Below are 22,189 nucleotides of genomic sequence, written 5' to 3' on the forward strand. Positions count from 1 at the left end.
CTCGCTCGCCCTAGGGCTAGCACGCCCGGCGGCCAGAAGGCCGTCGCGGCGGCAACCGCACGCCGAGCTCTTTAGCCAGCCGGTAGCCGGTAAGCGCCAGTTCCCGGATGTCCTCGGGCCGCAGGCCCGATTGCAACGCCGTGTCCAGCATGCCCGCCATTCGATGGCCGGGCTGGCAGCGCAGCGCGGCCTCCAGCGATATCCCGGCCAGCGGCCCGTCGCCGCGGACGTAAGCGCTGAACGCGAGCAGCACCAGCGCCTCCACCCGCCAGGGCGGGGGCAGGGTGCGAGCCAGCAGCGCCCACAAGGACTCCGCCTCGTCGGCATTCTCACCGACCGCCAGGGCGTAGAGGATGTCGCGCACCTGCGCGTCGACGAGTGCGCAGCCCAGCTTCGCCAGCTGGCCTGCGGTCAGCGCCTCGCCGGCGGCGACACGGGACGCGGCCGCCATCGCGTGCTTCACGTCGGCGCGGGTGCAGCGGGCCGGATCCGCGCGGTGCGCGGACCGGCGCCTGGTCTCCTGCCGGTCGATCACGGCGGTCAATTTGGCGCTGCGCGCCGTGTCCTCGATCGCGATGACGGCCTGCAGGTCGGCGCGGCGCGCGTACAGCCGCCTGCCGTCGAGCACCGCCGCGGCCGCCAGCGGCGACGCCGACGGATCATCGACGAGGCCGCTCGAGCCGCAACCGTCCACGCAGTGCCAGCGCCCGCCGAGGGCGACCCGGTCTACCACGTGTGCGGCCCACAACTCGATGTCGTGCTCGGACAACGACTTTGCGAGCGCATCGCACACCAGCCGGTGATCGTCGTTACAGCAGGGGCAGTGCGCCCCCTCCGCGTCGACGATCACCGCGATCGCGGCGTCGGGCCGGGCCGCGGCGGCGACCTCCGCGAGGTGTCCGACCCGCGCGGCGAGCTCGTCGGACAGGTCGACCCGCATCACCGCTCCGAGGTCGCCACCATCCAAAGACACCAGTACCAATGAATTTTCGGGAACGAAGCCGAGGACGGCAGGCAGCGCGGCGATGAGTGCGCCGGGCCGGTTCAGTTTGAAGTCACGTCGATGCGTCGTCATGGGCACCACGCTGACGTGCCGCACCGTCAGCCGGTGCTCGGGAGAACGGATGGAATCCCGGGCCTGTGAATGAACCCAGCACTGTGAGTTCTGCTGCTCTACTGTTACCCCATGAGTTCGGCGCAAGCGTACGACATGGTGGTCATCGGCTCGGGGCCCGGCGGCCAGAAGGCCGCCATCGCCTCGGCCAAGCTCGGCAAGACCGTCGCGGTCGTCGAACGCGGCCAGATGCTCGGTGGGGTGTGCGTCCAGACCGGCACCATCCCGTCAAAGACGTTGCGCGAGGCCGTCCTTTACCTCACCGGGATGAGCCAACGGGAACTGTACGGCGCGAGCTATCGCGTCAAGGAGAAGATCACCCCGGCCGACCTGCTGGCCCGCACGCAGCACGTGATCGGCAAGGAGGTCGACGTGGTGCGCAACCAGCTGATGCGCAATCGCATCGACCTGCTGCTGGGCCATGGCCGGTTCGTCGACCCGCACACCATCGAGGTCGAAGACCCGTCCCGTCGCGAAAAGTTAACCGTCAGCGGCAAATACATCGTCATCGCCACCGGCACCCGGCCAGCGCGGCCGTCGGGCGTCGAGTTCGACGAGGAGCGGGTGCTCGACTCCGACGGGATCCTCGACCTCAAATCGCTGCCCACCTCGATGGTGGTGGTGGGCGCCGGTGTCATCGGCATCGAATACGCCTCGATGTTCGCCGCGCTGGGCACCAAAGTCACCGTCGTGGAGAAGCGCAGCGACATGCTGGACTTCTGCGACCCCGAGGTGGTGGAGGCGCTGAAGTTCCACCTGCGCGACCTGGCGGTGACGTTCCGGTTCGGTGAGGAGGTGACCGCGGTCGACGTCGGCTCGGCCGGCACCGTCACCACCCTGGCCAGCGGCAAGCAGATCCCCGCCGAGACCGTGATGTATTCCGCCGGGCGGCAGGGTCAGACCGACCACCTCGACCTGCACAACGCCGAGCTGGAGGCCGACAACCGCGGCCGGATCTTCGTCGACGACTTCTTCCAGACCAAGGTGCCGCACATCTACGCCGTCGGTGACGTGATCGGCTTCCCCGCGCTGGCCGCGACCTCGATGGAACAGGGCCGGCTGGCCGCCTACCACGCCTTCGGAGAGCCGACCGACGGGATCACCGAACTGCAGCCGATCGGCATCTACTCCATCCCCGAGGTCTCCTACGTGGGCGCCACCGAGGTCGAGCTGACGAAGAACGCGATCCCCTACGAGGTCGGCGTGGCCAGGTACCGCGAACTGGCCCGCGGCCAGATCGCCGGCGACTCCTACGGCATGCTCAAGCTGCTGGTGTCCACCGACGATCTCAAGCTGCTGGGCGTGCACATCTTCGGCACCAGCGCCACCGAGATGGTGCACATCGGGCAGGCCGTCATGGGCTGCGGCGGCACCGTCGAATACCTGGTGGACGCCGTGTTCAACTACCCCACGTTCTCGGAGGCCTACAAGGTGGCCGCGCTCGACGTGATGAACAAAGTGCGCGCGCTCAACCAGTTCCGCGCCTAGCAGCTGTCGTCGAGCTCCCCGGGAACCGGGTCGCCGGGGCCGCCGGCATCGGCACGGGCCAACAGTCGCGCGGTCTGCGCGTCGAACGGGGCCGAATACGACACGTTCGCGGCGCACCCGCCGCGCTCGAAACCCCCGATCACCCCGGTCAGCGTGGTACCGCTGACCCAGGGCGCGCCGCTGGTGCCGTCCACCAGCCCCTCGCACGGAAACGAGGGAAATCCGGCCTCGGTCAACGACGTGCTCGCCTGACACCCGATGGGAGCGCCACCCACACCGGCCGGATAGCCCATCACGGTGACGTGGCTACCGGGCGGCGGCGTCGTGCCCAGCGTCAGCGCGAGGCCGGCGTGCGACTCCACCGAACCCCCGACGTCGTTACTCAGCCGTGCGATCGCGTAGTCGGCGCTGGGATCCTTGCTGACGGTCCAGCGGGGATCGAGGTAGACGGCGTCGGCCTTCCACACATCGGCCGGCGCGGGGGGCGCGTCGCCGACGAAACCCGGCACGAAGGTGATCTTGGAGGCCCCGGCCAGGCAGTGCGCCGCGGTCATCATCAGGTTGCCGCCCGCGGAATGCACCACCGAGCCCGTGCACACGTGCAGCGGACCGCCGTCAATGAAGATCGCGCCGACGCGCTTGTCCGGGTCTACCGGGCCCGCCACCGCCTTTTGCTGGGGCGTGCCGAGCCGCTGCACCGGCGCACTGCTGCGCACGGCCGGCGCCGGCGGGGCCGACGCACGATCATTCGGCGGCCGCTTGCACGACGTCACCGACGTCGCCACGGCGACCACCAAGCACAGCAACAGGGTCGGTACGCGCATCGGTTTCATCATGCCTGACACCTGCACAGAGAGCAGATTTCGACGCGTCGCGTGCCGACCGGCTCGCCGGTAAAACTCACGAGCGACCCCCCGACATGTTCACTCGTGGATTAAACCCGAACTTCACATCGCTGTTTGATATTGGTGCCCACCGATTCGGGGGACACTGGTAGGGCACCCTGGTGAAACCCCCGAGAGGAGGCGATTCCGATGGCTCACGATCAGGACCCGCAGGAGCAGCACTACCAGCCGGGACAGGCCGGCATGTACGAGCTCGAGCTGCCCGCGCCCCAGCTGTCGACGTCGGACGGGCGAGGCCCGGTGCTGGTGCACGCATTGGAAGGTTTCTCGGATGCCGGTCACGCGATCCGGCTGGCCGCGTCGCATCTGAAAGCGGCTTTGGACTCCGAGCTGGTGGCGTCCTTCGCCATCGACGAATTGCTCGATTACCGGTCGCGGCGGCCGCTGATGACCTTCAAGACCGATCACTTCACGAACTACGACGACCCCGAGCTGAGCCTGTACGCGTTGCGCGACACCATCGGCACCCCGTTTCTGCTCCTCGCCGGAATGGAACCGGACCTGAAGTGGGAGCGCTTCATCACCGCGGTCCGCCTGCTGGCGGAGCGCCTCAACGTTCGCCAGACCATCGGCCTGGGCACCGTGCCGATGGCGGTTCCGCACACGCGGCCCATCACGATGACCGCGCACTCCAACAACCCCGAGTTGATCGCGGAGTTCACGCCGTGGATCTCGGAGATCCAGGTCCCCGGCAGCGCGTCGAACCTGCTGGAATATCGGATGGCCCAGCACGGCCACGAGGTCGTCGGCTACACCGTGCATGTGCCGCACTACCTGACGCAAACCGACTACCCGGCGGCCGCCGAGGCGTTGCTCGAGCAGGTGGCCAAGATCGCGTCGCTCGAGCTGCCGTTGACGGCGTTGACCGAAGCGGCGGCAGTGATCCGGACCAAGATCGACGAGCAGGTCGAGGCGAGCGCGGAGGTTGCTCAAGTGGTGACCGCGCTCGAGCGCCAGTACGATGCCTTCATCGACGCTCAGGAGAACAGGTCGTTACTAACTCGGGACGAGGACCTGCCTAGCGGCGACGAGCTTGGCGCAGAGTTTGAGCGATTCCTCGCCCAGGAGGCGGAGAAGAAGCGCGGCGACGAAGACCAGGCCTGACCTTTCCGCCCGGCCTTCCCGGCCCGACACCAAGGTGGCGACATGACCGAGCGGAAGCGCAAGAGCACTCTCCGCCCGGTGCGGGAGGTCAGCGAGCCCCGGCTGGAGTTCCGCACCATCCACGGCTACAAGCGGGCCTACCGGATCGCCGGTGACGGGCCGGCGATCCTGCTGGTCCACGGCATCGGTGACAACTCCACCACCTGGAACACCGTGCAGGCCAAGCTCGCCCAGCGGTTCACCGTCATCGCCCCGGACCTGTTGGGCCACGGGCGATCCGACAAGCCGCGCGCCGACTATTCGGTCGCCGCCTACGCCAACGGGATGCGCGACCTGCTCAGCGTGCTCGACATCGAGCGGGTGACGGTTGTCGGCCATTCGCTGGGCGGCGGCGTGGCCATGCAATTCGCTTACCAGTTCCCGCATTTGGTCGACCGGCTGATCCTGGTCGCGGCCGGCGGCGTCACCAAGGACGTCAACGTCGCCTTCCGGTTGGCCTCGTTGCCGATGGGCAGCGAGGCGCTGGCCTTGCTGCGGCTTCCCCTGGTGTTGCCGGCGGTGCAGCTGGCGGGACGGATCGCGGGCCTGGCGATCGGATCGACCGGCCTGGGCCGCGACCTGCCCAACGTCCTGCGGATCCTCGATGACCTGCCGGAGCCGACGGCGTCGGCGGCGTTCAGCCGGACCCTGCGGGCGGTGGTGGACTGGCGCGGACAGATCGTCACCATGCTCGATCGGTGCTATTTGACCGAAGCCATCCCGGTGCAGATCGTCTGGGGCACCAAGGATGTGGTCGTCCCGGTTCGTCATGGGTGGATGGCGCACGCCGCGATGCCCGGCTCCCGCCTCGAAATCTTCCAGGGCTCCGGCCACTTCCCCTTCCACGACGACCCCGCTCGCTTCATCGACGTGGTCGAACGCTTCGTCGACACCACCTCGCCGGCCGAATACGATCAGGCGGCCCTGCGCGAGCTGCTCCGCAGCGGCGGCGGCGAGAAGGCCGTCACCGGCCCCGCCCCCACCCGCGTCGCCGTGCTGAACGCCATGGGATCCGACGAACGCAGCGCCACCTGAACCCCGCGGCCGCGCCAGGGGCCGTACAGTCGGGCCATGGGTATCGACGTCACCGTGTTGCGGGTGTTCACCGATTCGGAGGGGAATTTCGGCAATCCGCTGGGTGTCGTGGATGCCGCCCAGGTCGAGCCCGCCGCTCGGCAACGGCTCGCAACTCAATTGGGCTATAGCGAAACGGTTTTCGTCGATCTTCCGGCTGGCGGATCAACGACGGCGCACGCCACCATTTACACCCCACTAATCCAGATTGCGTTCGCCGGGCACCCGACCGTCGGCGCGGCGTGGTGGCTGCGCGAGAACGGAACGCCGATCAACACGCTGCAGGTGACGGCCGGCATCGTGCAGGTGAGCTATGGGGCGGAAAGCGCGGGCATCAGCGCACGGTCGGACTGGGCTCCCGAGGTCGCCCTGCACGAATTCGATTCAGCCGACGACCTTCTCGCCGCCGACCCGGGAGATTTTTCCGACGACACGGCGCACTACCTGTGGGCGTGGACCGACCGGGCCGCCGGATCGGTACGCGCCCGCGTGTTTGCCGCCAACCTCGGTGTGCCGGAAGACGAGGCGACCGGCTCGGCAGCGATGCGCATCACCGACTACCTCAGCCGCGACCTACACATCACCCAGGGCAAGGGATCGGTCATCGAGACGACGTGGAACGCCGAGGGCTGGGTCGGGGTGGCCGGGCGCGTCGTCAATGACGGTGTGACGCACCTGAACTGACCCGCGGTTCAACGCTGCCGGTGCAGCACCGCGGCGAGGTGGTGCTGCAAGGGCTGCCCGACCGCGCCCATCTGCACCGAATACGACAGCTCGTCGCCGTCGACATGGAAGGAACGGCCAAGCGCGGTCACCTCTTTGGCAGTCGGGGTCAGCCCGACGTCCGTTGTGGACAGCTCGATTTCGATCTGGCCGCCGGCGGCCGAATACGTGCCGACCTCGATTTCGGTGATGCCGCTCGGGTGCGCCAGCACCAGCTCGACGTGACCGGGCTGCGGCACGCGAAGGTATCCGGTCTCGGCGTGCAACGGCTTGCCGTCGGGCGCCTTGGTCTTTTGCGCGTAGGCCAGAAACGGCTTACCGACGTGGGAGAAGACCACTTCTTCGAGGTAGTCGAAGGGCTGGATCGTCGGGTACTCGCCCGCACCCTGGCCAGCCCAGGTTCCCAGGAGTGGTGCCAGTGCCTCGAGATCGGGATGCAAGTCGGTGGGCATGAAACCGAGCCTAGGCCCGGGCGGCTTGGGCCCGGCCGTCAGCTCGGTGTTGTCACCTGGCGGTGCTCGCGCAGCGCCTGGATCTCGCGCTCGAAATCGTCCGCGGACTCAAAGGACCGGTATACCGATGCGAACCGCAGGTAAGCCACTTCGTCGAGGTCGCGCAGCGGGCCGAGGATGGCCAGCCCGACCTCGTGACTCGCGACCTCCGGGGAACCCGCGGCCCGCACGGTGTCCTCTACCTGCTGAGCCAGCAGGTTCAGCGCGTCGTCGTCCACCTGGCGGCCCTGGCAGGCCCGGCGGACACCGCTGATGACCTTCTCCCGGCTGAAAGGTTCGGTGACCCCGCTGCGCTTGACCACCGCGAGAACGGCGGTCTCAACGGTGGTGAAACGCCGCCCGCACTCGGGGCAGGATCGGCGGCGCCGGATGGCCTGCCCTTCATCGGTTTCCCTCGAGTCGATCACCCGGGAATCGGGATGCCGGCAGAACGGGCAATGCATGGCCGCTCCTTCGCCGTGCCGACAAACACCAGGTACCGCAGCACGAGCGTACCCGTGCCCTCACCTGCGCGGCGAATGCAGCCGGCCCCAGCGAGGGCGGTGGTCAGCCGACCGGGGCGATCAGCGTTTGGCCCGCCACCAGCGTCGGTGAGTTCATGGCGTTGAGTTCGCGGATGCGGTCGGCAACCTGGCGCGCCGGCGCGTCGGGCGCCACCCGGTGAGCGACGTCTTGCAGCGACTCCCCCGCCTCGACGCGGACCACGGCCAATCGGTCGGGTACGTGAGCAGCCGAACTCCCGGCGTCGCCGTTGAGCACCTGACCGACGTTCCCGACGAGGCCCAGCCACAGCGTGATCGCGCCGGCCGCCAGCGCCAACCAGACGGTGGTCGCCACCGTGACGGGACGCTTGCGATGCGGCGCGGCGGACATCGCGACGCCGGTGCCGTAATAACGCGTGGGCGCGCCCGCCGGCCTCGACGGACCGGGCCGGCGGGAACGGGCCAGCCCGTCCCGGCCGTAACGAAGCCCCTGGACCGGTCCGTTGACCGGACGCCGAGGGCTGCTGGTACGCGGCGCCAGCGTGTGGATGGTTGTCATCTGCGTTCCTCCGGTCAACTTGATTCGCTCAGCTGTTCGACTGTATCGCTCGTGTGTTCGAAATCCGAACATGTGAGCGAAGCGTGTCGCACGAGTCGAACGCTAGACCCCGCCACCGACAAGTCCGTGGTCGCTAGAGCTGACATGCGGCTGAAATACCCGATCTGCCGAAGAGTTACACCTTTGTGATTAACGACTTCGACGGGTGGGTTTGCGGCCGCCCGCGGCGCGACACGCTAGTCGAACACATGTTTGATTCTCGGCCGCCATGGGGTTACATTCAGTGCCATGAGCGACAGCAACGACACTTCATCGGCCAGCGCGGACGGTCGGCTGCGCGCCGTGGATTCATCGCTGACCGAACGGCAACGCACGATTCTGAACGTCATTCGCGCGTCGGTCACCAGTCGCGGTTATCCGCCGAGCATCCGGGAGATCGGCGACGCCGTCGGTCTGACGTCGACCTCGTCGGTGGCTCATCAACTGCGCACCCTGGAGCGCAAGGGATACCTGCGTCGCGACCCGAACCGCCCACGGGCGGTGGACGTCCGCGGCGCCGACGACGAGGTGGCGGCCCGCACCACCGACGTCGCCGGCTCGGACGCCCTGCCGGAGCCGACGTTCGTTCCGGTTCTCGGGCGCATCGCGGCCGGTGGCCCCATCCTCGCCGAGGAGGCGGTCGAGGACGTCTTCCCGCTGCCGCGCGAGCTGGTCGGCGAGGGCACGCTCTTCCTGCTCAAGGTCGTCGGCGACTCCATGATCGAGGCGGCGATCTGCGACGGCGACTGGGTGGTGGTGCGCCAGCAGAACGTCGCCGACAACGGCGACATCGTCGCGGCCATGCTCGACGGGGAGGCCACCGTTAAGACGTTCAAGCGCGCCGGCGGTCAGGTATGGCTGATGCCGCACAACCCCGCGTTCGATCCCATTCCCGGCAATGACGCGACCGTGCTCGGCAAGGTCGTCACGGTGATCCGCAAGGTCTAGCCCGTCGCGGACTTCCGGCCGGCTCAGTCCGCCTTGACGAAGCCGTTGGCCTGCGCCACTTCTTCGCTGGACAACCAGATTTCGGCGAGCGTGTCGTGGTAGAGCTCGCTGCCCGGTGTGTAGTACAGCCCGAAGCGGGCGCTCGCCTTGATCGGGTATCCGTCGGGCACCTGATAGGGATCGTCGAGCGGTAGGTGGATGGTCGGGCGCCCGGCTGGGCCGGCCCCCCCGGCGGTGTCCTCGTCATCGGTGGCCGCGTGCCGCCCGCTGCGCTGCTCGGATGCGGCGGCAGCCGCCAGCGCGACGGCTTCCGGCGCGGCGGCTTCCGGAGCGGCGGCCTCTGGAGTGGGGGCCTCGGCGACGTCCGCCGGGACGTGCGTGACCGCAACATCCGGATACTCGCCCTCGGGGGCGGCGACGTCGGGGCCACCGGCGCCGAACTCGGGGGCCGGGGGCGTTGGCGCCACGGCGAGGTCGAGGTATTCGGCCTCCACATGGTCATCGTCCCCGCGGGCGGCGTCCGCGTAGGCGGACTCCCGCTCATCGTCGGCGTACTCGACCTCGGCGTAATCCTCGTCCGCGTATTCCCCGTCGGCGTAATCCGATTCGGCGTAATCGGATTCGGCGTATTCGGTCTCCGTTTCGGGGTAGCCGGCCCCCGACAGGGCCGCCGGCGAGACCGCGGAGAAGGAGTCGGTGTCCACCGCGTCGGGGTCCTGCTCGAATGAATCCTCTTCGGTGCCGCCGCGCCGCCAGCTGACCCGGCCGGCCGCCTCGGGCGCTTCCGGCTGATGCGCGAAATGCTCGGTGGTGACATCGTCACGTTCCCACTGCCGCTCGGCGCCGGCGTCATAACCGGCATCGAGGTCGCGGGGAGGCTCGTAGCCGGCATCCTCGCGTATGGCGCGACGCCGACGCCAACCGATCGCGAGCAACCCCGCCACGACGACCAGCACCAGCACCGGGATGGCGGCCAGCAGCCACCACCACTGCCACGTGAACTTCTTGGCGTGGGTGGGCATCGCCGAGTTGCTCGGCTGGTTCTGGCCAGACACCTGCAGGCCGGACAGCAGCGGCGCAAGGTTGGCGGGATCCGTGCTGAACGTGTTCTTCGCCCGGTTCCACGAGATCTTGCCGCCGGCGAACTGCTGGGAGACGACGTCGCCGTCGACGGCCTGGTCGCCGACGGGCGCGCCCAGCTTGCCGGTCGGTCCGCGGAGTTTGTCCCACGCCGCCTTCATGGCGCCGCGCACCACGAACGCGCCGCGCTCCGACGTCCAGAAGATCACCGGTTTGTCGGCGCCGGAGAACGTGACCATGCGGCTGGACGGGATGCCGCCGTCGGATTCGTTGGCGGTGGGGAAACCCAGGTCGCTGCCGGCGGGTCCGCCGAGCGACTCGTACTTGGCCAGGATGTCGGTCTCGACGGCGTTCGCGCCGGTGGCGGGGCTGAAATAGACCTTGCCGTTGGCGAAGTCCTGGACGATTCCGTCGCCGCCGATCGGATATTGCGTCCCCTTCTTCACCCCCAACGGCCCATTGGGCCCGCCGGCCGCGCGCCAGGCCATGTTGATGGCCGCGGTGGGATCGATCGCAACCTGCAGGCCCTTCAACTGGTCGGCCAGTGCGGGCGGCTCGGTGGAGAACTGTTTCGTCTGCCTGTTCCACGAGACCTGGCCGCCGCTGAACTTCTGGGCGGACACCTCGCCGTTGTACGTTTCGTCGCCGACCGGGACGCCGAGGACGCCGCCCGAACTGCCCAGCTTGTCCCAGGCGGCGTTGATCGCGCCGCGCACCACGAACGCGCCGTGTTCGGGCGTCCAGAAGATCACCGGCTTGTCGCTGGCGGAGAAGGTGCTCACGCGGCTGTCGGGCCCGGCGAGGCCGGGCACTTCGTTGATGGCGGGAAAGCCCAGATCGCTGCCTACAGGCCCGCCCAGCATCTCGTATTTGTCCAGGATCGGCCCGTAGACGAATTTGGCGCCGGTCGCCGGGGTGAAGAACATCTTGCCGCCGTCGAAGTCCAGCGCGAAACCATCCCCGGCGGGATACACATCGCCCTTCCGGGCGCCCAGGGGTGAACCGTCACCGCCGGCCTTCTCCCAGGCCGCCATCATGGCCGCCTCGGCGTCGCCGATGGGAGACGCCGCTGCCGGCGGCGCCAGCAAGCCGACGGCTATTGCCGTGGCGGTCAAGGTGACCAGCGCGCTCCCGACCAGCCTGCGCATGTGACCTCTCTGCCCGTTCACCAAGCCTCCCAGCCGACGGCCATGCCCCTGTCAGCGGCTAGGCCCGTGCCTGCACAGCCGGCAGGCGGGCCGTAGTCCGACCGCGGGGAAACAACCCCGTTCCGATCCGCATTATCGCCGGGCGCGCATAACTTTGCTCCCGCGAACGAAAAATGCGAAGTCAAATCACGAATATTACAAAAACGGATACCACGCCGATGTCGAAATGATGCAGAGCCACGCTCAAATCGCGACCGGCAGCAGCATCGGTCGCGCGACGTATGGGTATTGGTGCCCCACCCCGGACCCGACGCCCGCCTGCGCAATCGCGCACGGCTGCCGTCGCGCGCTGCGACTGCGCGCCCGCGGGTGTTGTCGGACCTACCGGGGTCGTCAGCGGCGTCGCGCTTTTCGGCTCGACGGTGCGCCATTACGCGGGCGACATACCCCGAACACATGTGCCGACGGTACGTGAAGCCATTAACTCTTCACCGATCTATCCGAAAAATCGCCCCGCGCGCCGGGCATTGATGAGGTTTGCCGTCAGAGTGCGAATTGGCCGGCCGATGGCGTTGTCGACCAACGTGTTAGCGCTAGACCCCGAGGCTGCGTCCGATGATCTCTTTCATGATCTCGGTCGTTCCGCCGTAGATGGTCTGCACCCGCGCGTCCAAATACGCACGGGCGACGGGGTATTCGCGCATGTAGCCGTAGCCGCCGTGCAGTTGCAGGCAACGGTCGATCAGGTGCACCTGCTTTTCGGTGGAGTACCACTTGGCCATCGCCGCTTGCTCCGCCGTCAGCTTCTTGTCCAGGTGCAGCCGGATGAACTCGTCGACCATCATGCGCACCACCGTCGCCTCGGTCGCCAGCTCGGCGAGCACGAAGCGGCTGTTCTGGAAGCTGCCGATCGGCTTGTTAAATGCCTTGCGTTCCTTTGTGTATTGCAGGGTTTCTTCCAGCACCTGCTCCATTGCCGCGGCCGCCATGATGGCGATCGAAATCCGCTCCTGCGGCAGGTTCTGCATCAGGTAGATGAATCCCATGCCCTCCTGCCCCAGCAGGTTTTCGGCGGGCACCTTGACATCCGTGAACGACAACTCGGCGGTGTCCTGCGCGTCCAGCCCGATCTTGTTCAAGTGCCGGCCGCGTTCGAAACCCTCCATGCCACGTTCGACGACGAGCAACGAAAAGCCCTGCGCCCCTTTGTCGGGATCGGTCTGCGCCACGACAATCACCAAGTCGGCGTTGATTCCGTTGGTGATGAACGTCTTTGCGCCGTTGAGCACGTAGTGGTCGCCCTGCTTGACCGCACGGGTCTTGATGCCCTGCAGGTCGCTGCCGGTTCCCGGCTCGGTCATCGCGATCGCCGTGATGATCTCGCCGGTGCAGAACTTCGGCAGCCAGCGTTGCTTCTGCTCTTCGGTGGCCAGGGCCAACAGGTACGGCGCCACGATGTCGTTGTGCAGGCCGAAGCCGATCCCGCTATAGCGACCGGCGGTGGTCTCCTCGGTGATGATCGTGTTGTACCGGAAGTCGGGGTTGCCCCCGCCGCCGTACTCCTCGGGCACCGCCATGCCGAGGAAGCCCTGCTTGCCGGCCTCGAGCCACACGCCGCGGTCGACGATCTTCGCCTTCTCCCATTCGTCGTGATGGGGCGCGACGTGGCGATCGAGGAAGGCCCGGTAGGACTCGCGGAACAGGTCGTGCTCCGCCTCGAAAAGAGAGCGCTGGTACTTGACGGCACTGCCCATGTGGATGACCTCCGGCGACTGGAAACTCTGTCGCCCAACATATACCAACCAGACGGTTGGTAGGCGGCCGGCGGGGTCCAGTCGCCGGGCCGATCAGCGCGTCGAGAACTCCTGTAGGCGCCCGGCCAGCGCCACCGGTACGCGGGCCTTGATCCGGGTGCCGTCGGAGTTGTGCTCCTCCTGCTGCACGCGACCGTCGGCATGCAGCCGGGCCACCAGGTCACCGCGGTGGTAGGGAATCACCACGTCCACTGCGGTATCGGCGGGAACGGCCAGCTCGCCCATCCGGCGCCGGAGCGCGTCGATGCCCTCGCCGGTCCTGGCCGAGACGAAGACCGCGCCGGGCAGCGCGTGACGAAGCTTGGCCAGGGTCAGGCCACTCGCGGCGTCGACCTTGTTGACCACCAATAGCTCCGGGGGTGGATCGCCGTGATGGTCGGCGATGACGTCGGAGATCACCGCGCGAACCGCGTTGATCTGGGCCAGCGGGTTGGCGTCGGAGCCGTCGACCACATGCAGCAACAGGTCGGCGTCGACGACCTCCTCGAGCGTCGAGCGGAACGCCTCGACCAGTTGGGTGGGCAGGTGCCGGACGAACCCGACGGTGTCGGTGAGCACCAGCGGCCGCCCGTCAGCGAACTCGGCGCGGCGGGTGGTGGGTTCCAGCGTGGCGAACAGCGCGTCCTGCACCAGCACCCCCGCGCCGGTCAGCGCGTTGAGCAGGCTGGACTTGCCGGCGTTGGTGTAGCCGACGATGGCGATCGACGGCACGTCGCTGTGCAGGCGACGGCTGCGCTGGGTGTCGCGGACCTGTTTCATGTCCTTGATCTCGCGGCGCAGCTTGGCCATTCGTTCACGGATGCGGCGGCGGTCGGTCTCGATCTTGGTTTCACCGGGGCCGCGCAGGCCCACGCCTCCCCCGCTGCCGCCGGCGCGGCCACCTGCCTGCCGGGACATCGACTCACCCCAGCCGCGCAGCCGCGGCAGCATGTACTCCATCTGGGCCAGCGAGACCTGCGCCTTGCCCTCCCGGCTGGTGGCGTGCTGGGCGAAGATGTCCAGGATCAGCGCGGTGCGGTCGATGACCTTGACCTTCACCGCCTTCTCCAGCGCGGTCAGCTGCGCCGGGGACAGCTCACCGTCGCAGATCACGGTGTCGGCGCCGGTGGCCAGCACCACTTCGCGCAGCTCCTGAGCCTTGCCCGAGCCGATGTAGGTCGACGGGTCGGGCTTGTCGCGGCGCTGGATGAGCCCTTCGAGCACCTGGGAACCGGCGGTCTCGGCCAGGGCGGCCAACTCGGCCATGCTGGCCTCGCTGTCGGCGGCGGTGCCGTCGGTCCACACGCCGACCAGCACTACGCGTTCCAGCCGGAGCTGGCGGTACTCGACTTCGGATACGTCAGCGAGTTCGGTGGATAGACCGGCGACGCGGCGCAGCGCCGACCGTTCTTCCAGGGCGAGTTCGCCGGTGCTTGGCTCCGGCACAGCGGGATTGGAGAATTCAGGATGTGTCATAGGCAATACAAGATGATGCACGGCGGATCGGCGTCGTGCACCCGAATTAACGCTGCTGCGCGTCCCACCATTCCCCGCTGATCTCCCCGTGCGCGACCAATACCGACGGTCCTCTCAAGTAGCTGGTGGCATCGGTGACGGTGACGACGACGTCGCCGCCCGGCACCCGCACCGTGAGGGTGCCGGTGTCCGCCCCGCCGGCGGCCAGTGCGGCCACCGTGGCCGCGACCGTTCCGGTGCCGCACGAGCGGGTCTCACCCACGCCCCGCTCGTGCACCCGCATCCGCACCGCGCCGCCGGCCGGTGCCGTGAGAACTTCGATGTTGACCCCCTCCGGGAACTGGGCGTGGTCGTAGCTGACCGGCGCCGCCACGTCCAGCCTTGTCAGCTCCTCGGCGGTCAGGTCGGGATCCACACACGCCAGGTGGGGATTGCCCACGTCGACCGCCACGCCGGAAAACCGGCGCCCGCCGACCGTCGCCTCGCCCGGGCCCAGCGTGTTGGCCTTGCCCATGTCGACGGTGACGTCGGCATACGTCGCATCGACGCGGTGCACGGTGACCGGCCGGGGGCCGGCCTGCGACCCGACCACGAACTCGTCCCGGGACTCCATCCCGCTGGCCCGCAGGTAGTGTGCGAACACCCGGACGCCGTTGCCGCACATCTGGGCGACGGAGCCGTCGGCGTTGCGGTAGTCCATGTACCAGTCGGCCGAGTCCACGCCATCGGGCAGCCGGTCGAGCACGCCGGCCGAGTGGGCGGCACCGGCGGTGGTCACCCGCAGCACCCCGTCGGCGCCCAGCCCGCGCCGCCGGTCGCACAAGGCGGACACCCGGGCCGCGGTAAGTGTGAGCGCCGCGTCGACATCGGGCAACAACACGAAGTCATTCTCCGTGCCGTGGCCCTTGGCGAAGATCATATGCGCCGCGCGATTCACCTGCTCAGGATACGTGGCGCCAGGCTCGCAGGGCTTCGTCGACGAGCCGCGCGCTATCCGCGGCGTCCAGCCAGTGGACCCGGTGGTCGCGGCGGAACCATGACCGCTGCCGTCGCACATAGCGTCGGGTGCCCATGTAGGTCTGTTCCCGCGCGTCGCGCAGCCGATCCGCGCCGCCCCCGGCGTCGAGCGCCTCGATCACCTGGGCGTAGCCCAGGGCGCGCGACGCGGTGACCCCGTCGCGCAGGCCCGCGCCGAGCAGCGCGCTCACCTCGCCGACCAGGCCCTGGTCGAACATGGCGTCGGTGCGGCGGGCCAACCGCTCGTCCAGAATCGTTGTCTCGCAATCCAGTCCGACGATGGCGGTGTCCCACCTAGGCGGGCCGATGCGGGGTGCGGACGCGGCGTACGGCCGTCCCGTCAGCTCGACCACTTCGAGCGCCCGCACGGTGCGCCGCGCGTCGGTGGGCAGGATGGCCGCGGCGGCGGCGGGGTCGCGACGAGCCAGCTCGGCGTGCAGCTCGCCGACCCCGACCTCGGCCAGCCGCTGTTCCCAGCGCGCCCGCACGGCGGGATCGGTCGCGGGGAACGACCAGTCGTCGAGCAGGGACTGGATGTAGAGCATCGAGCCGCCCACGATGATGGGGACGGCGCCGCGGGCGGCGATCGCCTCGACGTCGGTCGCGGCCGCGCGCTGGTAGCGGGCGACGGTCGCGGTCTCGGTGACGTCCAGGACGTCGAGCTGGTGATGCGGGATGCCGCGGCGTTGGTCGACGGGAAGCTTGGCCGTCCCGATGTCCATTCCGCGATAGAGCTGCATCGCGTCGGCGTTCACGATTTCGGCGGATCCCTCGAGCCGTTCGACCCGTTCTGCAAAGTCGAGCGCCAGCTGCGACTTGCCGGTTCCGGTGGGGCCGATGATCGCCAGTGGTCGCACGGCCACCTCAGAGCTGCCAGGTGCCGGCGAAGTAGCCCACGCCGTAGGGCGCACCCCGGTACAGCTCCTTGGCCGAGCGCGGCCCGGGTTCGGACAGGCCGGCCAGCACCTGAAAGGCGACCCGGCCCAGGATCTGCCGCGGCAGCCGCGTCAGGGCGGCGACGTCGCCGGTTGCCAGCGCGTCGTCGAGGGCGGCCTGCGCGCCGGCGTTGCCCGGGTCGAATCCGCCGGGGGCGGCCGGCGTCAGGGTGTTCGCGCCGTCGGCCACGACCAGCACGCCGATCGGCTCCCGTGATCGGTCGATGTCGGCGCGCAAGCGTCGCCCCTGGGCGAGCGCGGTCCCGGCGTCGTGGTCGGCGGAGTAGACGCGGGCCTGCGCGGTCGCGTCGGGCCGGGCCTGGCCCCGGACCCAGCCGGCCAGCAACACGCACACGGGCAGGTCGGCGGGCGCCGCGGAGGGGGCTTGCGGGGAAAGCCCGACCCGCACGTCGGCGCCGAAACCCGAGAAGGAGCCGGCCGTGCCGGGGCCGAAAACGTCGTCGCGCCCGGCGGTCCCGATGACGGTCCAGCGCGCGGGCAATAGGGCGGCCGCCGCCAGCACCGCGGCCGTCAGGTCGGTCACCTCCGCGGCGGCCGCTCCGGCGAGCTCGGGCACCAGCAGCGGAGCCGAGGGAACGATGGCAATGCCGCTGAGCACGCCACCAAACTAACGGTTCGCCGACGCGTGCGTTTAGGCCTCGGCCGCCGCGACAACGGGGCCGGTGTTAAAAGGGCCGGCGTCGCCGTCCTCGGATGACCACGCGCCCGGCGTGAGGCTTCCGTCGTCGCGCCCAACCTCCGCGACCATCGTCGCGGCCTCGCCGCGGGCCAGTGCGGCCGTTGCCACGATCACCACCGCCACCGCCGCGATCAGGACGAAGGCCTTGGGCCCGTCGGCGTGCAGTGTTTCGCCGAGCACGAAGATGCCGAGCAACCCGGCCACGACGGGCTTCGCGACGGTCATCGTCGGCATCGAGGCCGTCAGCGCGCCGGCACGGAACGCCGACTGCTGGAAGATCATCCCGGTCAGCGCCAGCAGTAGCCAGGGGACGAACTCGGGGGCTGTCAGCACGGCCAACGGGCCGTTCTCGCCCACCTCGACGATGCCCTTGGTGAGCACCGCGAACAATGCCAGGGCCGACCCCGCCACCACCGCGAGCAGCGCGGCCGCCATCGGGCTGCCCGACCAGATTCGCGCGGCCACGACGCACGCGATCAGCAAAGGCACCATCACCGCGGCGACGATGGCCCACGTCTCCACCGACGCGCGCTGATGGCCGGAGGCCGGGTCACCGACGATGATGACCACCGCCAGGGCGCCGGCCAGTGTCACCGCCCACACCCACTCCCAGCGGGTCACCCGGCGCTTGGTCAGCCGCGCGTAGATCGGCAGGGCGAACAGCAACGCGGTCACCTGCAGCGCGGTCACCAACACCACCGAACCCCACGCCAGGGCCCCGGCCTGCAGGCTGTAGTTGACGATCGCGGCCAGGCCGCCCAACCACCACCGGGTGTCCCGCAGCGACATGCGGAACAGCTCGAGATGGCCGACCTTCTTATCCGTGATCTCCTGCGCCGAGCGCTGACGGATCACATCGCCGACCGCGGACGCCAACGCCGCACACAGCGCTATCAGCGCCGCGACATCAACCTTCGACATGAGCGACCCCTCACCTCACGACTGCCCCGACCAGCTTTCCCTGGGGTGCGGGGAAATACACCAAAAATTCGCGATCAGTTCAGCAACAACTGTATGACGTAGCGCACGTCATTGCTCTTTGACCGGTTCACCCACTGTTGATACTTCATCAACATAAGTAGGTGCTGTGGGTACCGCCGCGATTCGATTACAACGGCGGGCCGGCTACGCCGGTTGCGCGACGGCGTCCCGAGCCGCGCCTCTACCCGGTCGCGCGTCGCGGAGGCGTCGACGCGAGCGAGCTCGACGGTGGCGGCGGCCGTCATCACCAGCGCCGCCACCGCCAGCATTCTGGCGCAGAGCGCGGACGCCAACGCGAGCAACGCGGCGATGTCCGCCTTGGCCATGGTTCCTCGGTCCGAGTCGGGGTACGGACAACCGTCATACCCGCTGCGTCCGGACGGATGCAGCGGGTATGAACGAGAAGATCAGGGTGGCGGCGCACGGGCCGCCAAGCTGCTTGAATACTGTTAAGCAGCTGTTGGGAGAGCCGAGACGGCAGGCCCGCGGCTGCAGCAGATGGTGCCGCTACGCGCGGCAGGTGCGCGGAATACCGACCGCGCGAAGGGTAGGTGACGAGCGCATGACGGCTGACGAACCACACGGCGGAGATCCGGCTGACCCGGTGGCCCAACCGGTTTCGCGCCCGGTGCCACGTCCGGGACCACGTCCCGGGCCCCGGCCGCTCAGTCCGGGGCCGCGGCCCACCACCCATCCCATACCGGCGCCCCCGCGCAGCGATCCGCATCAGTTCGGGCGGGTCGACGACGACGGCACGGTCTGGCTGATCACCGCCGCCGGCGAGCGCATCGTCGGCTCCTGGCAGGCCGGCGACCGAGAAGCCGCCTTCGCCCACTTCGGCCGCCGCTTCGACGACCTGAGCACCGAGGTCACCCTCATGGAGGAGCGGCTGGCGGCCGGAACCGGTGACGCCCGCAAGATCAAAGCCCACGCCACCGAACTGGCCGAAACGTTGCCGACGGCGTCAGTGCTGGGCGACATCGACGCGCTCGCGCGCCGGCTGACCAGCCTCATCGACCAGGTCGAGAGCACCGTCGCCGAGGAGCGCTCCCGCCGCGACGAGCACCGCGCCACCCAGACCGCACGGAAGGAGGCGCTGGCCGCCGAGGCCGAGGAGTTGGGCGCCAACTCGACACAGTGGAAGGCGGCCGGCGACCGGCTGCGCGCCATCCTCGACGAGTGGAAGACCATCAACAGCCTGGACCGCAAGGTCGACGATGCGCTGTGGAAGCGTTATTCGGCGGCCCGGGAGGCCTTCAACCGGCGGCGGGGATCGCATTTCGCCGAGCTGGACCGGGAGCGGGTGGGAGTCCGGCAGGCGAAGGAACGGCTGTGCGAGCGGGCCGAGGAGTTGTCCGATTCGACGGACTGGACCGCCACCAGCGCGGAATTCCGCAAGCTGCTTACGGAGTGGAAGGCGGCGGGCCGAGCGGCCCGCGACGTCGACGACGCCCTGTGGCGGCGGTTCAAGGCGGCCCAGGACATCTTCTTCGCGGCCCGCAACGCGGCGACGGCGGAGAAGGACGCGGAGCTGCGGGCCAACGCCACCGCCAAGGAGGCGCTGCTGGCCGAGGCGGAGAAGATCGACACGAGCAACCACGACGCGGCCAGGGCCGCGCTGCGGTCGATCGCCGAGAAGTGGGACGCGATCGGCAAGGTGCCGCGGGAACGGTCCGCCGAATTGGAGCGCCGGCTGCGTGCGATCGAGAAGAAGGTGCGCGATGCGGGCGAGGCCGATTGGTCGGATCCGCAGGCGCAGGCCCGCGCTGAGCAGTTCCGCACCCGTGCCGAACAATACGAGCAGCAGGCCCAGAAGGCCGCGGCGGCGGGCCGCACCAAAGAGGCCGAAGAGGCCAGGGCCAACGCCGAGCAGTGGCGGCAGTGGGCGCAGGCGGCCGCCGAGGCGCTGACCCGCAAGCCCTAGGCTTCGGGATCCCCGGGGGCCGCGCCGTTCGGCTCCCCCCGGCGGTTCGGGGCGTCGGGCCCGTCGTCCAGGCTGTCGAGCAGCGTCATCGACTGCTGCTGCGCCGCGACGCGGCGCCGCTGCTCCTCGGCAGCGAGTTGCACGATGGTGCGCGACCACACCACCCGGGCCCACTGGTAGGTCAGCGTGAGGACGATGATCCAGGCCGCGATCAGCCCCACCCCCGGGCCCGGGTGCCCCGCGGCCACCGTCTGACGCGACCAGATGGCCAACAGTCCCGCCGCGCCGGCGAGCGCCGAACCCGCCAGCGCGATCCAGGCCAGCGCCCAGCGCCGCGTGACCAACGCCAGCATCGAGAAGCCGACGCCGAACACCAGCGTCAGCCAGGCGAACACCCGCGACGGCAGCGACACCGCGGCCGCGCCGGCCCCGTGGCTGCTGAACAACACGTCCCAGCCGCGCACCGCGCCGGTGTGCGGCAGGATGAACGATCCCAGCAGCACGAAGACCAGGATGGCCACGACGAACCCCCGTGGGCCCGGGTCGAATCCGCGCGCCACGCGGCGCTCGGCGGCCTCGATTTCGGTGCGCAGGGCGTCGAGGTCGGGGTGTTCTTCGTTCATCGGGCACATCCAAGGGGTTCGATTGGGCCGGCGGGCGGTCCGACGGCGGGCATGCCGAGCCCGATGCCACCCGGGCGCTGCCCGGCGGCGTGCGCGTCCCCGGCGCGGGTGCGGCGATGGCTGAGGACGCCGGCGTCGGCGATGAGGTGGTGCGGCGCGGCCTGGGTGATCACCGCGGTGACGAGGTCCCCGGGTCGGATTCGGTCGTCGGCGCTGAAGTGCACCAGGCGCCCGTCGCGGGCGCGGCCGGTCATCCGCGCCGTGCGGGTGTCCTTGCGTCCCTCGCCTGCGGCGACCAGCAGCTCGACGGTCTGGCCGACCAGCGCACGATTGCCCTCCAGCGAGATCTGCTCCTGCAGCTCGACCAGGCGCTCATAGCGTTCCTGCACAACGGCTTTCGGGAGCTGCCCGGCGAGCTCGGCGGCGGGGGTGCCGGGCCGTTTGGAGTACTGGAAGGTGAACGCGGCCGCGAACCGGGCCTGCCGCACCACGTCCAGGGTGGCCGCGAAGTCCTCTTCGGTCTCACCGGGAAACCCGACGATCAGGTCGGTGGTGATGGCGGCATGCGGCATGGCCGCGCGCACGCGGTCGATGATGCCGAGGTAGCGCTCGGCGCGGTACGAGCGCCGCATCGCGCGCAGCACCCGGTCGGAGCCCGACTGCAGCGGCATGTGCAGGGCGGGGCAGACATTCGGCGTCTGCGCCATGGCGTCGATGACGTCGTCGGTGAATTCGGCCGGATGCGGGGAGGTGAACCGCACCCGTTCCAGACCGTCGATGTCCCCGCACGCCCGCAGGAGGCGCGCGAAGGCGCCGCGATCGCGGGGCAGCGCCGGGTCGGCGAACGACACCCCGTAGGCGTTGACATTCTGGCCCAGCAGCGTGACTTCGAGCACGCCGTCGTCCACCAGCGCCCTCACCTCGGCCAGGATGTCGGCCGGGCTGCGGTCGACCTCCTTGCCCCGCAGCGAGGGCACGATGCAGAAGGTGCAGCTGTTGTTGCACCCGACGGAGACGGAAACCCAAGCGGCGTAAGCTGATTCGCGTGCGCTCGGCAGCGACGACGGAAACTCCTGCAGCGACTCGGCGATCTCCACCTGGGCGACCTTGTTGTGCCGCGCCCGTTCCAGCAGCGTGGGCAGCGATCCGAGGTTGTGCGTGCCGAAGACGACGTCGACCCAGGGCGCCTTGCGCAGCAACGCATCCCGGTCCTTTTGGGCCAGGCAACCCCCGACCGCGATCTGCATCTCGGGGTTGCCGCGCTTGCGCGGCGCCAGGTGGCTGAGGTTGCCGTACAGCTTGTTGTCGGCGTTTTCGCGGACCGCGCAGGTGTTGAAGACGACCACGTCGGCGTCGGCCCCCTCGACCGCCCGCTCGTAACCGGCCGCTTCCAGCAGACCCGCCAACCGCTCGGAATCGTGGACGTTCATCTGGCAGCCGTAGGTGCGCACCTGGTAGGTACGCGCCCCCGAAACATCTCGGGCCACCATCGAAGTCACGGGGCCATGGTACGGCGACCGGTCGG

The 22,189-nt window shown here is 69.2% G+C and carries 21 protein-coding genes; 6 read left to right on the forward strand and 15 right to left on the reverse strand.

All coding sequences use genetic code 11. The annotated features are described in order from the left end of the window. Positions 1 to 16 precede the first annotated feature (16 nt). A complete protein-coding gene (locus A5758_RS21640) occupies positions 17 to 1,075 on the reverse strand; it encodes a DUF4192 domain-containing protein (RefSeq protein ID WP_067744715.1) in 1,059 nt (352 codons plus the stop codon). A gap of 111 nt (positions 1,076 to 1,186) precedes the next feature. On the opposite strand from A5758_RS21640, the gene sthA reads away from it, so the two are divergent. After that, complete coding sequence (sthA, locus tag A5758_RS21645; protein ID WP_067744257.1) at positions 1,187 to 2,602, forward strand: Si-specific NAD(P)(+) transhydrogenase; 1,416 nt, start codon at positions 1,187 to 1,189, stop codon at positions 2,600 to 2,602. On the opposite strand, the gene A5758_RS21650 is transcribed toward sthA, so the two are convergent. Continuing rightward, positions 2,599 to 3,438 carry a serine protease gene (locus tag A5758_RS21650; RefSeq protein ID WP_067744260.1) on the reverse strand — a complete coding sequence of 280 codons (840 nt, stop codon included), beginning with the start codon at positions 3,436 to 3,438 and terminating at the stop codon, positions 2,599 to 2,601. The genes sthA and A5758_RS21650 overlap by 4 nt on opposite strands. A gap of 198 nt (positions 3,439 to 3,636) precedes the next feature. Between A5758_RS21650 and A5758_RS21655 the strand changes: the two genes are divergently transcribed. The 3 genes from A5758_RS21655 to A5758_RS21665 are packed head-to-tail and all read left to right on the forward strand — an operon-like array spanning position 3,637 to position 6,408. Then, positions 3,637 to 4,611, forward strand: coding sequence for a proteasome assembly chaperone family protein (locus tag A5758_RS21655; RefSeq protein WP_067744263.1), 975 nt, complete (start codon positions 3,637 to 3,639; stop codon positions 4,609 to 4,611). 42 nt (positions 4,612 to 4,653) lie between these two features. After that, positions 4,654 to 5,685, forward strand: coding sequence for an alpha/beta fold hydrolase (locus A5758_RS21660; protein WP_067744266.1), 1,032 nt, complete (start codon positions 4,654 to 4,656; stop codon positions 5,683 to 5,685). A gap of 36 nt (positions 5,686 to 5,721) precedes the next feature. After that, on the forward strand, positions 5,722 to 6,408 hold the full coding sequence (locus A5758_RS21665; RefSeq protein ID WP_067199321.1) for a PhzF family phenazine biosynthesis protein: 687 nt from the start codon (positions 5,722 to 5,724) through the stop codon (positions 6,406 to 6,408). 8 nt (positions 6,409 to 6,416) lie between these two features. Here the strand turns inward: A5758_RS21665 and A5758_RS21670 are convergent, their stop codons facing one another. The 3 genes from A5758_RS21670 to A5758_RS21680 form a co-directional block, all read right to left on the reverse strand. Continuing rightward, complete coding sequence (locus A5758_RS21670) at positions 6,417 to 6,899, reverse strand: peroxynitrite isomerase (RefSeq protein ID WP_067744277.1); 483 nt, start codon at positions 6,897 to 6,899, stop codon at positions 6,417 to 6,419. Between the two features lie 38 nt (positions 6,900 to 6,937). Continuing rightward, positions 6,938 to 7,402 carry a transcriptional regulator NrdR gene (nrdR, locus tag A5758_RS21675; protein WP_046184812.1) on the reverse strand — a complete coding sequence of 155 codons (465 nt, stop codon included), beginning with the start codon at positions 7,400 to 7,402 and terminating at the stop codon, positions 6,938 to 6,940. Between the two features lie 103 nt (positions 7,403 to 7,505). After that, positions 7,506 to 8,000 carry a LysM peptidoglycan-binding domain-containing protein gene (locus tag A5758_RS21680; protein WP_067744286.1) on the reverse strand — a complete coding sequence of 165 codons (495 nt, stop codon included), beginning with the start codon at positions 7,998 to 8,000 and terminating at the stop codon, positions 7,506 to 7,508. Positions 8,001 to 8,288: 288 nt separating this feature from the next. Here A5758_RS21680 and lexA point away from each other — a divergent pair, with 288 nt between their 5' ends. Continuing rightward, positions 8,289 to 8,987, forward strand: a complete 699-nt coding sequence (lexA, locus tag A5758_RS21685) for a transcriptional repressor LexA (protein ID WP_067744289.1) — start codon at positions 8,289 to 8,291, stop codon at positions 8,985 to 8,987. Between the two features lie 23 nt (positions 8,988 to 9,010). Here the strand turns inward: lexA and A5758_RS21690 are convergent, their stop codons facing one another. The 8 genes from A5758_RS21690 to A5758_RS21725 all read right to left on the reverse strand — a co-directional run bounded on the left by A5758_RS21690 (position 9,011) and on the right by A5758_RS21725 (position 18,443). Then, on the reverse strand, positions 9,011 to 11,215 hold the full coding sequence (locus A5758_RS21690; protein ID WP_067744292.1) for an LGFP repeat-containing protein: 2,205 nt from the start codon (positions 11,213 to 11,215) through the stop codon (positions 9,011 to 9,013). A 593-nt stretch (positions 11,216 to 11,808) separates the two neighbouring features. Next, on the reverse strand, positions 11,809 to 12,969 hold the full coding sequence (locus tag A5758_RS21695; protein WP_067199338.1) for an acyl-CoA dehydrogenase family protein: 1,161 nt from the start codon (positions 12,967 to 12,969) through the stop codon (positions 11,809 to 11,811). Positions 12,970 to 13,062: 93 nt separating this feature from the next. Further along, positions 13,063 to 14,484: a GTPase HflX gene (hflX, locus tag A5758_RS21700; protein ID WP_067744300.1), complete on the reverse strand. Its 1,422-nt coding sequence runs from the start codon at positions 14,482 to 14,484 to the stop codon at positions 13,063 to 13,065. Positions 14,485 to 14,530: 46 nt separating this feature from the next. Next, positions 14,531 to 15,403 carry a diaminopimelate epimerase gene (gene dapF, locus A5758_RS21705; protein ID WP_067744303.1) on the reverse strand — a complete coding sequence of 291 codons (873 nt, stop codon included), beginning with the start codon at positions 15,401 to 15,403 and terminating at the stop codon, positions 14,531 to 14,533. Positions 15,404 to 15,425: 22 nt separating this feature from the next. After that, positions 15,426 to 16,358, reverse strand: a complete 933-nt coding sequence (gene miaA / locus A5758_RS21710; RefSeq protein WP_067744717.1) for a tRNA (adenosine(37)-N6)-dimethylallyltransferase MiaA — start codon at positions 16,356 to 16,358, stop codon at positions 15,426 to 15,428. Positions 16,359 to 16,365: 7 nt separating this feature from the next. After that, the gene (locus A5758_RS21715) at positions 16,366 to 17,055 is read right to left on the reverse strand and encodes a hypothetical protein (RefSeq protein WP_067744312.1); all 690 of its coding nucleotides are present in this window, start codon (positions 17,053 to 17,055) and stop codon (positions 16,366 to 16,368) included. Between the two features lie 33 nt (positions 17,056 to 17,088). Further along, entirely contained in the window at positions 17,089 to 18,057 is a 969-nt protein-coding gene (locus A5758_RS21720) for a DMT family transporter (RefSeq protein WP_067199352.1), read from the reverse strand. Positions 18,058 to 18,131: 74 nt separating this feature from the next. Further along, positions 18,132 to 18,443, reverse strand: a complete 312-nt coding sequence (locus A5758_RS21725) for a hypothetical protein (RefSeq protein WP_067744315.1) — start codon at positions 18,441 to 18,443, stop codon at positions 18,132 to 18,134. 236 nt (positions 18,444 to 18,679) lie between these two features. Here A5758_RS21725 and A5758_RS21730 point away from each other — a divergent pair, with 236 nt between their 5' ends. Continuing rightward, positions 18,680 to 20,041: a DUF349 domain-containing protein gene (locus A5758_RS21730; RefSeq protein WP_067744318.1), complete on the forward strand. Its 1,362-nt coding sequence runs from the start codon at positions 18,680 to 18,682 to the stop codon at positions 20,039 to 20,041. Here the strand turns inward: A5758_RS21730 and A5758_RS21735 are convergent. After that, a complete protein-coding gene (locus A5758_RS21735; RefSeq protein WP_067744321.1) occupies positions 20,038 to 20,664 on the reverse strand; it encodes a hypothetical protein in 627 nt (208 codons plus the stop codon). The genes A5758_RS21730 and A5758_RS21735 overlap by 4 nt on opposite strands. Further along, entirely contained in the window at positions 20,661 to 22,154 is a 1,494-nt protein-coding gene (miaB, locus tag A5758_RS21740; RefSeq protein WP_197504023.1) for a tRNA (N6-isopentenyl adenosine(37)-C2)-methylthiotransferase MiaB, read from the reverse strand. The genes A5758_RS21735 and miaB overlap by 4 nt, the downstream gene beginning before the upstream one ends. Positions 22,155 to 22,189: the final 35 nt, after the last annotated feature.

Source organism: Mycobacterium sp. 852014-50255_SCH5639931 (genome assembly GCF_001665605.1).
In the GTDB taxonomy this organism is placed as follows: domain Bacteria; phylum Actinomycetota; class Actinomycetes; order Mycobacteriales; family Mycobacteriaceae; genus Mycobacterium; species Mycobacterium paraffinicum.